Origin of the sequence: Sporosarcina sp. UB5 (assembly GCF_050859005.1) — a bacterium.
Taxonomy (GTDB): domain Bacteria; phylum Bacillota; class Bacilli; order Bacillales_A; family Planococcaceae; genus Sporosarcina.
Genome location: NZ_CP125984.1, coordinates 2,694,794 through 2,708,897 on the forward strand (window position 1 = coordinate 2,694,794; position 14,104 = coordinate 2,708,897).

Below are 14,104 nucleotides of genomic sequence, written 5' to 3' on the forward strand. Positions count from 1 at the left end.
TTCAATGCCAATATTCTTTAATGAACTCGTCCCGCCCTGATTTGGCACGATCCTCTTCATAATGCGCTTTTTCTTTTTTATAGTAATCTTGGTGATACTCTTCGGCACGGTAGAATGTTTCCGCAGGTCGAATAGCTGTTACGATTGGTTTCACAAACCGCCCACTATTGGCAAGTTCCTCTTTTGAATGCTCAGCAGCTTTCTTTTGTTCGTCATTATAATAAAAGATGGCAGTTGTATAGGAGTGACCTCTATCCTGGAATTGTCCACCCGCGTCTGTCGGATCGATTTGTTGCCAAAAGAGTTCAAGTAGTTTTTCATATGTAAAGAGGGCAGGGTTATATGTAATTTCAACGACTTCCAAATGTCCTGAATCTCCCTTTTTTACATCCTCATAAGTAGGGTTTTCAACGTGCCCGCCCATATAGCCCGACACGACATCAATAATACCTTCCCATTCCTTGAACGGCTTTACCATGCACCAAAAACATCCGCCAGCGAAAGCTGCTTTTTCAATTCGTTCATTTGTCATCATCTACAACCCCCTCAATTCATTAGCTAAATTGTAACATACGAATGAAAGGTTGCCTACGGGCCATCCAAAGACCGTAATGCAACCTTTCTCGAAGTGCCAATGAGTGGTTGTGCTTATTGTTTTATCGATTAATAGAGATAGCTTGCACCAATAATGATCAACAGGATGAAAAGCACAACTAACAAAGCGAAGGAAAAACCATAACCGCCCTTGTATTCACGCCCCATTTATACCACCACCTTCACTATAGACTATGCATGTAGTCATCGAATGCGTGGGGAATTGACTATAATTCGAGCATTATCTTAGAGTGGAGACATGGTATACTATCGATAAACATATGCAACCATCGACATTCAACAATCGTCCTAGAAGAGACTTTACAATTTGGAGGAATTAATCTTGAACGAAGACCAGTACGAAGGCCCGGTGCCAAGAAGAAGAAGGAGAAAGAGATTACGGATCGGCAGATTGTTTTTTACGATCCTTTTTATCGGCTTCATCGTGACGGGACTCTATTCATATTTTCAATATAAGGAAGGGAAATCATTGGCTGAAGGGAATGAAATCGATCCGGGTCCATTTTATGGCGATGTCATTGCCCCCCAAAATCCATCCGTTGAAAACTACCTATTATTAGGAATTGATAATGACGGCAGTGGAAAGTCACGCACGGATACGATGATGGTCCTTTCTTGGAATAAAAAAGAAGGATCGATTCGCTTAGTGTCATTCATGCGAGATATTTACGCTGATATTCCTGGATACAAATCTTATAAGTTGAATACAGCATATTATTTAAACGGAGTTCAGACTGTTAAAGATACAATTACAGGCATGTTCGGCATTCCAATTCATCATTATGCAATCGTCGATTTTGATAATTTTGAGTCCATTATCGATATAGCCTTTCCTGAAGGGATAAAAATTAATGTCCAAAAAGAAATGTCTGAAAAGATTGGTGTCACACTCATGCCGGGCGAACAACGTCTAAATGGAAAAGAGTTGTTAGGGTATGCACGGTTCAGAGCTGATGCGGAAGGGGATTTCGGTAGGGTAGCAAGGCAGCAAGAGGTCATTTCTGCTATAAAAGAAGAAGCGATGAGACCCGAGATGCTTTTACATGTACCGAAATTGTCCGGGGCTTTATCTGGTTTTATCGAGACCGACTTGACGTCAAAAGAAGAAATTTCAAAGGCACTCACTCTTCTCATAAATGGAAAATCTGACCTTGAAACAATGACGATACCTATAGAAGGTTCCTATCGTTTCAACTCATATTCACATGCGGGGTCGGTTATCGAGCTTGATGTTGAAAAGAATAAAGAGGCACTTGCAGCCTTTCTCAATATAGAACTTGAGTGATGGAAAGTAGGGGATTCTATGAATAACGACAGAACGAAATTTACAAACCGCAATACAGATTCAAATGACGGAACCCCATCAATTATTAGCTTCCTTGGTGGACGAGCGACGATGTTCGTGCTTCTCTCCATATTGCTAATTGGCTTGATCATTTTCGTTTTCAGTAAAGTATCTTTCGTTTTTTATCCGATAAAAGTTTTCTTTTCGACAGTCGTTCTACCGATTATACTAGCAACAATCTCCTATTATTTGTTGCGGCCTTTTTTACGCTTTTTGGAACGCATGAAAATTTCAAGAGTGTGGGGGATTTTCATCATTTTCATTGGCCTTATCGGTTTAATAACGTTGTTAGTTTTTCTTGTTTTTCCTTTTCTGAAAAACCAATTTGCTAACCTAATTGAAGAGTTTCCTACTTATTTCAATCAAATGCTCATTAATATCGATACATTTTTACATACCTCGATTTTTTCAACGTATTATAAAGAGCTAGATATAAACATCAATAGTCTTCTTGATAATGGGTTAGGAAATATCGGCGAATTGTTTAAAGATGCTGTCGGTGGAATCGCTTCAGGTATCACATCATTCATTTCGGCATTGACGGGTCTAGTTCTTGCAATCGTCACAGTACCTTTTATCCTTTTTTATTTATTAAAGGACGGGGAAAAGCTTCCTCAAATGATCAAAAAAATGTTGCCGCCACGGCTTCGAGATGACGCAGAAGAAATTCTTAAGGATGCCGATCATCAAATTAGCGCCTATATCCAAGGTCAAATCCTTGTCGCGATTAGCATTGGAATTATGGTGTCGATTGGATTCCACATCATCGGCATGAAATATGCGTGGCTATTAGGTGCGCTCGCGATGTTCACGAGTGTCGTGCCGTATTTAGGGCCGCTCATTGCAATTACTCCAGCAGTTATTATTGCCATCGTCACTTCACCTTTCATGCTCGTGAAACTGGCAGTCGTCTGGACGATCGTTCAATTGGTCGACGGAAAATTCATATCGCCTCAAATTATGGGGAAGTCGTTGCGGATTCATCCAATTACGATTATCTTTGTTTTGTTGACATCGGGTTCTTTATTCGGCGTCGCCGGCGTCGTCCTTGGAATACCTGGGTATGCTTTACTGAAGGTGTTGTTCACACATTTATTTAAGTTATTAAAGATGCGATACAACAATTACGAACCGGATCATGCAATGCATTATGAAGATGTACTAGATCGAGAAAAATGAACGTCCGATTATGGACGTTTTTTTATTAGCGATAATTTTATTATGTAAACTTAGGTTTAAGAAATGATTATCGAGAGGGCACCGATTTCGAATGAGGTGCCCTTTTTCTATTCTGTTTCAAATATAATTGTTCCGGTCATAGAAAGGTCATATCCACCTATTGCGCCGATATCCTTATGAAATTCTTGTGAGCGAAGTATAGATAAGATTGATTTTCGTACTAATTCATTTTCAGGAGTCTTCAACATGACTAAGTCATATTGCTCATTGATAAGGGGTATGAAATCTACACCAACTAATGTTGATGCTTTCGCAATGCCAACACCTACATCAGCTATTCCAGATGCAACTTTGCTTGCGACGGCGATATGGTTCATTTCTTCAGAATGATACCCTTTTACATTGCGGGGGACAATACCTTCCAGGCGTAATTTCTCATCGAGCAGTATTCTCGCACCAGAACCTATTTCTCGATTCACCATTTGTATTGATGGGTTGGCGAAATCTTTCCAAGACCGGATGTTTTTTGGGTTGTTCTTTTGTACAAACAAGCCGGCAGTTCTCGATAGTAGATTAACGACAATGTATTCCCGACCAGAAAGGATGCGTTTAATGTACGGAAGGTTGTACGTTCCTGTGTCTCCGTCAAACAAGTGTGTACTCACAATGTCAGTATCCCCTTCGTACATTGCTAACAAGCTGTTTAGACTTCCAGTGTATGAACGGAGTGGACGGTATCCTGTACCGCTTTTAACAATTGCATTTGCAAGTAAATCGAGGCTAATGTCTTGTCCACTAATGATTAACTGTGATGACGGTTTGTACGATTGAGGAGAAGGGGAGGATTCAGCATTTTCAATTGGTTGTTCTATTGTTTTGGTAATTACTTCGTCATGTTTAACATGTGTGTCATTAACACCGCCACTTTTCGATTTGTCCTTATACGCTTCAAGATCTTCCGCATCAATTCGCATCTGTCGTCCTACACGGTATGCACGGAGTTCTCCTTTTTTTATAAGATCATAGACGGTCAGTTTGGAGACTTTCAATAGATTCGCAATTTCCTCGGTCGTATAAGAAGCTGCTTGATTTTTAGTCATAGTTAACCTCCTCTCGGATTCTTACTTCTATTTTCGCTTATAACGAATGATAATGCAATATATTCAGATATAATGGAGTATAACTAATAATAAGAAGTTATATTTAATTATAAGTAGATATGTTTAGTTCTATTATGATATATATAAAGATAGATAAGTATAGTTAGGAAGGGGTAGTAAGTTGAATAGATTTATTACATATATGTTTCTACTCGTCATAGTAGCCATTCCTATAGGCTGTTCAACTAAAGGGGAACAGTTGGGGGCAAAAAAAGAGCTTGTAATATCAGCTGCTTCCAGTTTGACCGATGCGTTAATTGAGTTGAAACACGAATATGAATATGAATCTGATGACGTCTCTATCACGTTTAATTTTGGCAGCTCCGGGAAACTCGCTACCCAGATTGAACAAGGTGCACCTGTCGACATCTTTTTATCAGCGAGTATGGTAGATATGGAAAGATTGAAGGATAAAGCACTCGTCATAGAGTCGACTGTCGTGGATTTCGCAGAAAACTCTTTAGTGTTAATTGTAAATAAGAACGTTCAAAATCCCATTACTTCCTTTAATCAGCTTACAGAAGAGGGGATCCACCATTTATCCATTGGAGAGCCGAATACGGTTCCAGCCGGAAAATATACGAAAGAAGCATTAGAGCATATGCAATTATGGACGTCATTGCAAAATAAACTTGTCATGGGGTCGGACGTAAGGCAAGTATTGACACATGTTGAAATGGGAAATGTGGATTATGGCATTGTGTATGCGACTGATGCATGGTTCTCTGAAAAAGTGACTGTCGTGGCGGAAGCGAATCCTTCTTGGCACTCAAGAATTGCCTATCCGGGTGCAGTCGTGAGTAATTCCAAGCATCAGGCTAACGCACAGGATTTCCTTCACTTCGTGGCGGGTGAAAAGGGAAAAGAAATTTTGCGAAAGTATGGCTTTAAATAAGGAGTAGAGGAGAGGTGTAATGGGCATGGATTATTCACCTTTATTGCTTTCGTTAAAGGTGGCGGCCATTTCCACAACGGTTGTATTCGTCTTCGGAATCTTTTTCGCACGCATATTTTCAAGGAAACAATTTTTCGGTAAATCGGTGATCGAGTCTTTTTTTATGTTACCTCTCGTCTTGCCTCCAACTGTCGTCGGCTTCGCCTTGCTAGTATTGTTTGGTAAGCAAGGCTGGCTCGGGAAGTGGTTGATGGATTGGTTCGGTGTACAGATCATTTTCTCTTGGGTTGGCGCTGTCATCGCTTCCATCGTCGTCTCCTTTCCTTTAATGTACCAAAGCGCGGCCGCGGCATTTGACAGCCTTGATGAACGGCTTGAAAATGCTGCCCGAACTTTAGGGGCGTCCGAATGGCGCGTGTTCTGGACGATCGCTTTCCCGCTTGCCTGGCCTGGTCTGCTTGCCGGACTCGTCTTAGCATTTGCAAGGGGACTCGGAGAATTTGGTGCTACTCTAATGCTTGCGGGTTATATACCGGGAAAGACCGATACAATTCCGATGGCAATCTATTTCGCTGTCGAATCAGGGCAGATGGAAAAAGCTACGTTCTGGGTCGTCATTATTGTCGCATTAGGCTTCAGCACAATCATGTGGCTAAATTGGTGGAGCCGCCGAAACATGAGGCGCTTTACGAATCAAAATAGAAGCAGGTGATTAAATGCTGGAAGTGAATATTAAAAAACAGTTATCCCATTATGATTTGGAAATTGATTTCAGCATGGGAGATGAAATACTCGTCTTGTTTGGCCCATCAGGATCGGGAAAAACAACGATATTGCATACAATTGCGGGTTTGATGCAGCCCGACGAAGGGTCTATTAAACTAGGGGACAAGCCTTTTTACCAAGGCCGAGGCAGTTATTTGTCAGTACAGGAGCGGAATGTAGGGATGCTGTTCCAAGACTATGCTTTGTTCCCGCATATGACGGTTAGGCAAAACATAAGGTATGGCATGAAACGGAAGGATGAAGAACGTTCAATTGTCGTAGACGAACTGTTGCATGTGCTCGGCATCCAGCAGCTGTTGTCAAAATACCCGCATCAAATATCCGGCGGTGAAAAACAACGTGTAGCGCTTGCCCGAGCATTGGCGACAGAGCCATCCATCTTGCTATTGGATGAGCCTCTATCCGCTTTGGATAGACAAACACGTATCGATTGTCAAAACGAACTAATTCGGTTGCATGAAATGTGGAAGATTCCGTTCATCATCGTTACGCATGATAGGGAAGAAGCCGAAAAATTAGGAGACAGGATATTATTTCTCGAGCATGGAAAGATCATCGATGAAAAGGGAGCTACTAATCCTTCTAGTTAACCTGCTAATCTAGTGCTATAATTTGAGATAAACATAATATGGGAATGGGGTTTGGGGGGAGGCAGTGTGTCGGATCATCAGTTCGTAATGTTCTCTTTTGTGCATTTATCGGTTCTTTCAATAATTGCTATTATCATCGTGCTCCTCTATTGGCAACGGAAGAGGCTGCATGTTAATGCTTCCAAACTGAAATGGGCGGAACGGATTTTCGCACTATCATTGTTAGCAATGGATATCCTCTATCACATATGGCTCATCGTGACGGACCGATGGGCATTGGATGACTCACTGCCCCTAGAATTATGCAGCATCTCCCTATTCGTCTCGATTGTGCTGCTGTTGACGGGGAATCGCCATTTAACTGATTTTGTCATCTTCGCAGGCATCGGTGGCGCTCTTCAGGCGTTGGGAACACCTGTTCTCGACATGGATTTTCCGCATTTTCGCTTTTTCCATTTCTTCTACACGCATGTGGGAATCATTTTGACGGGGCTTTATTTTGTCTGGGTGAAAGGCTATGAACCTACGTTTAAAGGCGTGTTGAAAACAATGGTGGTCATCAATGCGCTTTTGCCGATCATTTTAGCAGTGAACTGGCTCGTTGAAGGGAATTATATGTTCCTGCGGATGAAACCTTATAATGGCAGCCTGCTAGATTTCCTCGGTCCTTACCCTTGGTATATTTTATCTTTAGAAGCGGTCGCATTTATCATATTTATGGTCATTTGGCTTTTATTACGGAAAAAGGGAAGATAGTCAGGGAGCTAACCTATTTTTTTAGCATATTTTCCATATAGACAACCATTCATGGGGAATGCTAAAATTTACTAACCGACAACAATGGGAGGGGGATGACGATAATGGAATCGAGCAAACAAAACGGCGTAAAAGCGAAAATCAGTTTGAAAGATGCAGTCAAACAACAGCTTGAGGCTAAGAAGAATTCGACAAAGTCGACAAAAACCACAGGAAGCCCAATTCAACAAACACCAAAAATGAAGAGCCAACAGTCAAAGAAAGTAACCCAATCAAGTCGCAAAATGGGTATTTGATTACGCTGACAAAAAAAGCAAATCCCTTACAAGGGATTTGCTTTTTTCTATTCTTACAACTGTTTCAGGAGATTTGCCATCTCGATGGCGGATACTCCTACGTCCCATCCTTTATTTCCAGCCTTCGTCCCGGCGCGCTCAACCGCCTGCTCTATCGAATCGGTCGTCAATACGCCAAAGATGACTGGCACTTCTTCTGTCATATTGAGTGCGGCAACCCCTTTAGCCACTTCGTTACATACGTAATCAAAGTGGGGAGTAGCTCCTCTAATGACGGTGCCTAATGTAATAACCGCATCATATTTCTTTGAAGCCGCCATCCGTTTTGCGATGAGTGGAATTTCGAAAGCGCCAGGAACCCAAGCGATTTCAATATCGTTCGCATCAACTCCGTGGCGGCGCAAAGCGTCTTCAGCTCCACTGAGAAGCTTGCCTGAAATAAATTCGTTGAAGCGGGATACGACGATGCCGATTTTAAGTCCTGTGCCAATTAAATGTCCTTCGTATGTTAAACTCATTTGTATTTCCTCCTCAAATATGCAATAAATGCCCTAATTTCTTCTTTTTCGTTTCCATATAAAACCGGTTATCTTCTTCAACAGGAAGTTAATTTTCAACGAGCTGATCATTTCTCTTACGATATGCTACCAATTGTTCAATCGTCAAAATAACTAAGTCGTGCAACTTTGCAATTTGCATAAGCTCTTTTCCTCGTGCCATCGTTCCATCATCGTTCATAATTTCACAGATGACGCCCGCATGAGTAGCTCCGGCTAGACGAGCTAGGTCAACTGCCGCTTCCGTATGTCCCGGACGCTCTAATACGCCGCCTGCTTTCGCGACTAACGGGAACACATGCCCCGGTCTTCTAAAATCAGATGGTGTCGAGTCGGGATGGAACATTTTCATAATCGTTTCTGATCGTTCGAATGCAGAAATTCCCGTATGGCAGGACGAATGATCAATACTGACTGTGAATGCAGTACTATGAACATCGGTATTCGTTTTTGTCATTGGTGCCAATTCAAGTTGGTCCGCCAGCTGTTGCTCAATCGGGGTGCATATTAAGCCCCGGCCTTCCTTCGCCATGAAATTGATCATATCCGGAGTTGCAAAGTCAGCGAGGGCAACAAAATCGCCTTCATTTTCGCGTGCTTCGTCATCTACGACGATAATCGCTTTTCCTTTTTTCAATTCCTCGATCGCTTTTTCTACCGTAACAAACATCTTTAACACCTCTCAGTCTAAAAATCCGCTTTTAACTAGTGTATCCATCGTCAACCCACTGGACGGTTTAGTATCTTTCTTCGTGACGATCCGCTCTAAATATTTCGCAAGAATGTCACATTCCACATTGACATAGTCACCGACACGCTTACTGCCGAGTATAGAATCCGCTTTGGTGACCGGAATAAGGGAGATTGTAAACCCTTGTTCTGATATACCGAAAACGGTCAATGAAGTTCCGTCTACTGTTATAGAACCTTTCGGAACGAGATGTGATTGGAATGCGGAATCTATTTGAATATCCATATAGATTGCATTTTCTATTGTACGCATCGCAGTTATTTCACCGATGCAATCGACATGGCCTGTTACAAAATGGCCTCCGAAACGTCCGTTCGCTGCCATAGCTCGTTCAAGATTTACACGGCTTCCTGATTTCAGTGTAAAAAGTGTCGTCGCCTTAAACGACTCCGGCATGACATCTGCTATAAATTCGGTTTTCGAAAAATCCGATACAGTAAGACATACGCCATTGACGGAAATACTATCTCCCTTTTTCACGTCAGCTAGCACATGACTGCATTGAATGGTCAGTTGCATAGAAGAAGAACCTTTCTTTATCGCATGAATGGTCCCTATTTCTTCAACAATTCCTGTAAACAATTAGCTTGCACCTCCAATCGGGAAAAGCGCATGTAGCTGGTTAACTACTTTTCGCTTCTTGAGATGCCTATCTAAAACTATTCGTATTGGGTTCTTTCCACCATGGGGCAAACGGGTGGTGAGGAAAGGGTTATGGAGAAGAATAAAATGAAAAAATGCCCGATTACTAACATCCGCCTCTTTTTTACATAAATCCGTGAACACTTCAATTCCGGCAGTCCGAAGAAGCCTAATCCCTTTTGCATATACGGAAGGATTCGGATCTTTGGATGCGATGAAAACACGGCGAATACCGCTTGCGATAATTGTCTCTGTGCATGCTGGTGTCTTCGCCATATGTGTAGGAGGACACAAAGTGACATATAAATTTGCTAACTTCATATAATCGGCGTGGTCCATCGAATTCCCCCTTTCAATCTTTGAAAGGGCGGATATAGCTATAGTTGGGCATGGCCATCAAACACTCGAACAACTTCTCCCATCCAGACTTTCACTGTCGGTGCCGGAGTTTCACCAGCTCCACCGTATCCATAAGGAAATACGGGTCACGGACTTACAAGCATTGTGCTTGATCACCGCCGGTAAGGAATTTCACCTTGCCCCGAAGTGTCGTTTTGATTTGGCCTATTCAAATTTAACACATTTTTAAAACGGTTGCCAAGTTACTGTTCAAGAAAAGGGGACAGAACAATTCGTATTTATACAGATTCGGTGCTAAAATAAAAATAACTCCATCCAGACCAGATTACTGAAATAACAATTGAGGTAACCTATAATCGAAATGGTAAGAATAAGCGTAATACAAGGATTGAAGCATAAATATACCAATAGGATAGGCCATTATAGCAAATGGTTAGTTTGTGCTAGGGAAGAGGGATAGTAGCAAATGACAGGTTCGATCCATCAAAGGAAAGCAGAGCATATCGACATCACGCTCAATGAAAAAGTGACTGGGAACGATATTACAACCGGTCTGGAAAGAGTTTATTTTATTCATAACGCATTACCTGAAATTTACTTTAATGAAATCTCAATCGAAAGTACATTTATTGACCAATTGCGTCCAACACCTTTCATGATTAGTTCCATGACTGGAGGCGCTGCATTCGCCGAAACAATTAATCGTAATTTGGCGCTTGCAGCAGAACAAAAAGGTTGGATTTTTGCGTTAGGATCAATGCGAGCATTAATTGAGAGCGAAGAACACCGGGCATCATTTCAAGTGAGACAATACGCGCCATCCGTTCCAATTATCGCTAATTTAGGTGCAGTTCAATTAAATTACGGATTTGGTGTCGATCAATGCCGGCAAATTATCGATATGACTGACGCAAATGCGTTAGTTTTACACTTGAACAGTCTTCAAGAAGTCATCCAACCGAACGGAGATTTAAATTTTAAAGATTTGCTAGTGAAGATTGAACAATTGACGAAATCGTTGGACGTTCCAGTAGGTATTAAGGAAGTTGGATGGGGAATAGACGGAATGACGGCTAAAAAACTGACAGATGTCGGAGTTTCTTTTATAGATGTAGCTGGAGCAGGCGGCACTTCATGGAGCCAAGTGGAAAAGTACCGATCGACTGACCCTGTTAAACAGGCGGCTGCCGAAACGTTCAGTACATGGGGGATCCCGACAGTAGATTGTATCGTCTCTGTACGTGAAAAAATTAGCGGGCAATCGATTGTTGCTAGTGGCGGCATGTCGACTGGACTAGACGCTGCTAAAACAATCGCTCTTGGCGCAAATGTTGTCGGCTTCGGAAGATCTATCCTGAAGGAAGCGACACAGTCTCCTGAAGATGTAATGAGGGTGATGGAAACAAAAGAGTTGGAGCTTCGAATGGCGATGTTCGGTGTTGGAGCATCTACATTGACTGAACTTCAAAAGACCGACAGGGTACGGTATGTGAATAGGTAATTGTTCGTGGCCACTTGCAAAGGCGGGTGGTCTTTTGTATTCCTAAACATTCAGTTAATTATTGCAAATGAGAACATGGGTTTGTATAATTAGGGTAGAGAGGGGGATTGGATGAAGTGCCTCGAAATCCAGGAATGACAGACGAAAAGATTATTGAACTGTATAAAAGTGGCTTGCCCTATGAAAAGCTTTGCAAAATTATCGGGTTGTCGGAACGTGCAATTCGGAATGTATTGAACAAGCATGGAGTTAAATTAAACCCTATAGGACGCCCGCGGATCCATAAAGTTAATGAAGACTTTTTCAAAACATGGTCTCATGAGATGGCTTGGGTATTGGGCTTATTCATTACGGATGGTCATGTGAATAAACAAGTTCATTCCGTGTATTTATCACAAAATGACGAAGATATATTAAGGAAAGTAGCTAAACTTATGGATGCGAATCCGACAATTGCAAAAGGAACTGGCACGAGAAAAACTCCAATGCTTATTATTAACTCTAAGGTCATTAAGCAGGATCTTGAGCAGCTAGGTATCACACCGAACAAATCATACACTGTGTCATTTCCCGATGTGCCTGATAAATATTTACCGGCGTTTGTTAGGGGTATTATTGATGGAGATGGTTGGGTTGATCGAGAAGGATATCGGATGAATATAACGACCGCTAGCCCCGTATTTGCAAATGGTTTATTGGAGGTTTTTACAAAATGGGGATTTACCTCAACATTAGCTACGTTTAATAGCGCTAAGAGAAAACCAATATACAGATTATGGATCAGCGGCAAAAATCAATTATTGCGTCTCTCGGATATTTTGTATAATGAATGTAATTCTAACTATGTAGCAAGTAAGATGGTCAGAATGAACATTAATAAAAATCCTACACATTTAAGAAGCAAAGAAGAATATCTCACCGGTCATGGCAGAATTGCATTTCGAACGACTATTAGTAAATCAATACTTTTAAAACTTAAAGATATAGCAAAGAAACAGGGAAAACCTGTGAATCATATTTTAGAGGATTATTTAGAACAACTTTTGGAAAAAGGTACAATTTTGTATTGCAAGGGTGATCGTCCTAAAGATCGAATCCAATATAAGACAACTTACAAAAAGGATTTATTAAATGAGATAAGAGAATTTGCGAAAATTAATGGCCTATATATAAATGATGTAATTGAATACAGTACAGGGTTAGGGAAGAATAACTGAAACTGCCATTCACATGGCTTTTTTTGTTTTTTGGTTTCAAGTTGACATAATATATATTAGCGGAAGATACGTATCACTATAAAGTATACTCATAACATTGAGATGAAACCGAATTTTTCATGCAAAACAATAAAACCAGCAGCGAAATCATAAAATGACTTCTGCTGCTGGTTTTGTTTGATGTTCTTCTAATACGATGTTTCTTCGTTTCATTTGAACAAAAAACAATAATGTCATACTCAAACTTATTACTCCGAAAATAATTACCATCGTCTGTAGTCCGACAATATCCAAAAATGCCCCAGCAGTTAACAATACGAGTTGGAACATAACCCGCTCTAACATATTCCGGAATGAGAAAAAACGTCCGTGGTACGCTTTTGGCATCTGCTTCTGAAAGACAACCATTGCTGTAGGAAAAAAACAACCTAACGCAAAGCCCAATACAGCAAACGCGCCTAATGTTACTATAATATTGTGTGCAAAAAATAGCATGAATTCTGCAACTGCAACCATCGTTGCAAAAAAGAATAAAATAACTGTCGTCTTCCATTTCCGTGTCAAAAATTTCACTGCAAATGAACCGATCATAAAGGCAATTCCTTCAAACGTATAAATTAATCCTTTAATTGATGAAGAATCTTGTATTTCACTTATATTAATGACAATAAGATTAAAAGAACCGATAAATAGTAAAGGGATCATTGTCATGATCAACGTCATGCCGACTGCAGGATACGCTTTTAAAACAGGAAAAACTTCCATGAAGCCACCTTTTTCGCCTTGCTTCTTATTGGAGCGGTCTCTCCCCTGCCCTTCATCAATCTTCAGCATCATCGTGAAGCCTAAAAGAGCGCTATAAGCAATCATGGACACCCAATACAACGAGGCTAACGACCAATAGACTAACATAACCCCCGCAAGCGCAGTTCCGACGACACGGGCTATCGTAGCAACGTTCATATGCATTCCGTTCATCGTCAGTAAGTCTTCCTCCTTTACGACGAGCGGAATTGTCGACTGTAAGGCTGGAAAATAAAAGGTTGCCGACAATTGAATTGATATGATGAATGCTACCATCCACCAGACAGAGCCTGTTGCAATCGCTAGTAACATGAAGACTACGCTCACTAGTCTTCCTATTCCCGCGACAATTAATACGGTCTTTTTCCTTGACTGATCAATGATTCGCCCGGCTATAGGACCTGCAATGATGCCTGCCAATAACCCGATAGATAGTATAATAGCTTTTACGAAATCAGATGGAATCTTCTCTTGTAAAAATTCTAGGTTACCAATAATTCCTGTCCATAACCCGAGCCCAGCTATCGTTTCACCAGCAAGAATGATCCAAACGTTACGGTTTTTCCACATGCCCGTTCACCATTCCCCATTATATGTTATTTATTTCGACTATCGAATTATTATACGTTATTATCTTACCATTGTCACGA

The 14,104-nt window shown here is 41.1% G+C and carries 16 protein-coding genes, 1 pseudogene and 1 riboswitch; of the genes and pseudogenes, 9 read left to right on the forward strand and 8 right to left on the reverse strand.

Going from position 1 to position 14,104, the window contains the following annotated elements; genetic code table 11:
* Position 1: 1 nt before the first annotated feature.
* Together msrA and QM454_RS13605 are read right to left on the reverse strand one after the other, a co-directional pair.
* Positions 2 to 532, reverse strand: a complete 531-nt coding sequence (msrA, locus tag QM454_RS13600; protein ID WP_432358884.1) for a peptide-methionine (S)-S-oxide reductase MsrA — start codon at positions 530 to 532, stop codon at positions 2 to 4.
* Between the two features lie 131 nt (positions 533 to 663).
* The gene (locus tag QM454_RS13605; RefSeq protein WP_432358886.1) at positions 664 to 762 is read right to left on the reverse strand and encodes a YjcZ family sporulation protein; all 99 of its coding nucleotides are present in this window, start codon (positions 760 to 762) and stop codon (positions 664 to 666) included.
* Positions 763 to 937: 175 nt separating this feature from the next.
* On the opposite strand from QM454_RS13605, the gene QM454_RS13610 reads away from it, so the two are divergent.
* Both QM454_RS13610 and QM454_RS13615 read left to right on the forward strand, forming a co-directional pair.
* Entirely contained in the window at positions 938 to 1,900 is a 963-nt protein-coding gene (locus QM454_RS13610) for an LCP family protein (protein ID WP_432358888.1), read from the forward strand.
* Between the two features lie 18 nt (positions 1,901 to 1,918).
* Positions 1,919 to 3,139, forward strand: coding sequence for an AI-2E family transporter (locus tag QM454_RS13615; protein ID WP_432358890.1), 1,221 nt, complete (start codon positions 1,919 to 1,921; stop codon positions 3,137 to 3,139).
* A 107-nt stretch (positions 3,140 to 3,246) separates the two neighbouring features.
* On the opposite strand, the gene QM454_RS13620 is transcribed toward QM454_RS13615, so the two are convergent.
* The gene (locus tag QM454_RS13620; RefSeq protein WP_432358892.1) at positions 3,247 to 4,239 is read right to left on the reverse strand and encodes a substrate-binding domain-containing protein; all 993 of its coding nucleotides are present in this window, start codon (positions 4,237 to 4,239) and stop codon (positions 3,247 to 3,249) included.
* A gap of 181 nt (positions 4,240 to 4,420) precedes the next feature.
* Between QM454_RS13620 and modA the strand changes: the two genes are divergently transcribed.
* The 5 genes from modA (at position 4,421) to QM454_RS13645 (ending at position 7,622) form a co-directional block, all read left to right on the forward strand.
* Positions 4,421 to 5,194, forward strand: coding sequence for a molybdate ABC transporter substrate-binding protein (gene modA, locus QM454_RS13625; RefSeq protein ID WP_432358894.1), 774 nt, complete (start codon positions 4,421 to 4,423; stop codon positions 5,192 to 5,194).
* Between the two features lie 25 nt (positions 5,195 to 5,219).
* Positions 5,220 to 5,906, forward strand: a complete 687-nt coding sequence (modB, locus tag QM454_RS13630) for a molybdate ABC transporter permease subunit (RefSeq protein ID WP_432364013.1) — start codon at positions 5,220 to 5,222, stop codon at positions 5,904 to 5,906.
* Positions 5,907 to 5,910: 4 nt separating this feature from the next.
* Positions 5,911 to 6,570: an ABC transporter ATP-binding protein gene (locus tag QM454_RS13635; protein ID WP_432358896.1), complete on the forward strand. Its 660-nt coding sequence runs from the start codon at positions 5,911 to 5,913 to the stop codon at positions 6,568 to 6,570.
* A 66-nt stretch (positions 6,571 to 6,636) separates the two neighbouring features.
* Entirely contained in the window at positions 6,637 to 7,326 is a 690-nt protein-coding gene (locus QM454_RS13640; protein WP_432358898.1) for a TIGR02206 family membrane protein, read from the forward strand.
* Between the two features lie 104 nt (positions 7,327 to 7,430).
* Complete coding sequence (locus QM454_RS13645) at positions 7,431 to 7,622, forward strand: hypothetical protein (protein WP_432358900.1); 192 nt, start codon at positions 7,431 to 7,433, stop codon at positions 7,620 to 7,622.
* Between the two features lie 53 nt (positions 7,623 to 7,675).
* Here the strand turns inward: QM454_RS13645 and ribH are convergent, their stop codons facing one another.
* The 4 genes and pseudogenes from ribH to QM454_RS13665 all read right to left on the reverse strand — a co-directional run bounded on the left by ribH (position 7,676) and on the right by QM454_RS13665 (position 9,911).
* Entirely contained in the window at positions 7,676 to 8,140 is a 465-nt protein-coding gene (gene ribH, locus QM454_RS13650; RefSeq protein ID WP_413052934.1) for a 6,7-dimethyl-8-ribityllumazine synthase, read from the reverse strand.
* A gap of 94 nt (positions 8,141 to 8,234) precedes the next feature.
* Positions 8,235 to 8,849 (reverse strand): annotated as a pseudogene (ribB, locus tag QM454_RS13655) (3,4-dihydroxy-2-butanone-4-phosphate synthase); the annotation flags it as partial.
* Between the two features lie 12 nt (positions 8,850 to 8,861).
* Positions 8,862 to 9,512, reverse strand: a complete 651-nt coding sequence (ribE, locus tag QM454_RS13660) for a riboflavin synthase (protein ID WP_432358902.1) — start codon at positions 9,510 to 9,512, stop codon at positions 8,862 to 8,864.
* Complete coding sequence (locus tag QM454_RS13665) at positions 9,513 to 9,911, reverse strand: hypothetical protein (protein ID WP_432358903.1); 399 nt, start codon at positions 9,909 to 9,911, stop codon at positions 9,513 to 9,515. It lies immediately after the preceding gene.
* A 67-nt stretch (positions 9,912 to 9,978) separates the two neighbouring features.
* A riboswitch (FMN riboswitch) is annotated at positions 9,979 to 10,125 on the reverse strand.
* A gap of 273 nt (positions 10,126 to 10,398) precedes the next feature.
* Between QM454_RS13665 and fni the strand changes: the two genes are divergently transcribed.
* Complete coding sequence (fni, locus tag QM454_RS13670) at positions 10,399 to 11,433, forward strand: type 2 isopentenyl-diphosphate Delta-isomerase (protein WP_432358905.1); 1,035 nt, start codon at positions 10,399 to 10,401, stop codon at positions 11,431 to 11,433.
* Between the two features lie 116 nt (positions 11,434 to 11,549).
* The gene (locus QM454_RS13675; RefSeq protein ID WP_432364015.1) at positions 11,550 to 12,650 is read left to right on the forward strand and encodes an LAGLIDADG family homing endonuclease; all 1,101 of its coding nucleotides are present in this window, start codon (positions 11,550 to 11,552) and stop codon (positions 12,648 to 12,650) included.
* A 147-nt stretch (positions 12,651 to 12,797) separates the two neighbouring features.
* Here QM454_RS13675 and QM454_RS13680 read toward each other — a convergent pair whose 3' ends face one another.
* On the reverse strand, positions 12,798 to 14,024 hold the full coding sequence (locus tag QM454_RS13680) for an MFS transporter (RefSeq protein WP_432358907.1): 1,227 nt from the start codon (positions 14,022 to 14,024) through the stop codon (positions 12,798 to 12,800).
* Positions 14,025 to 14,104 lie beyond the last annotated feature (80 nt).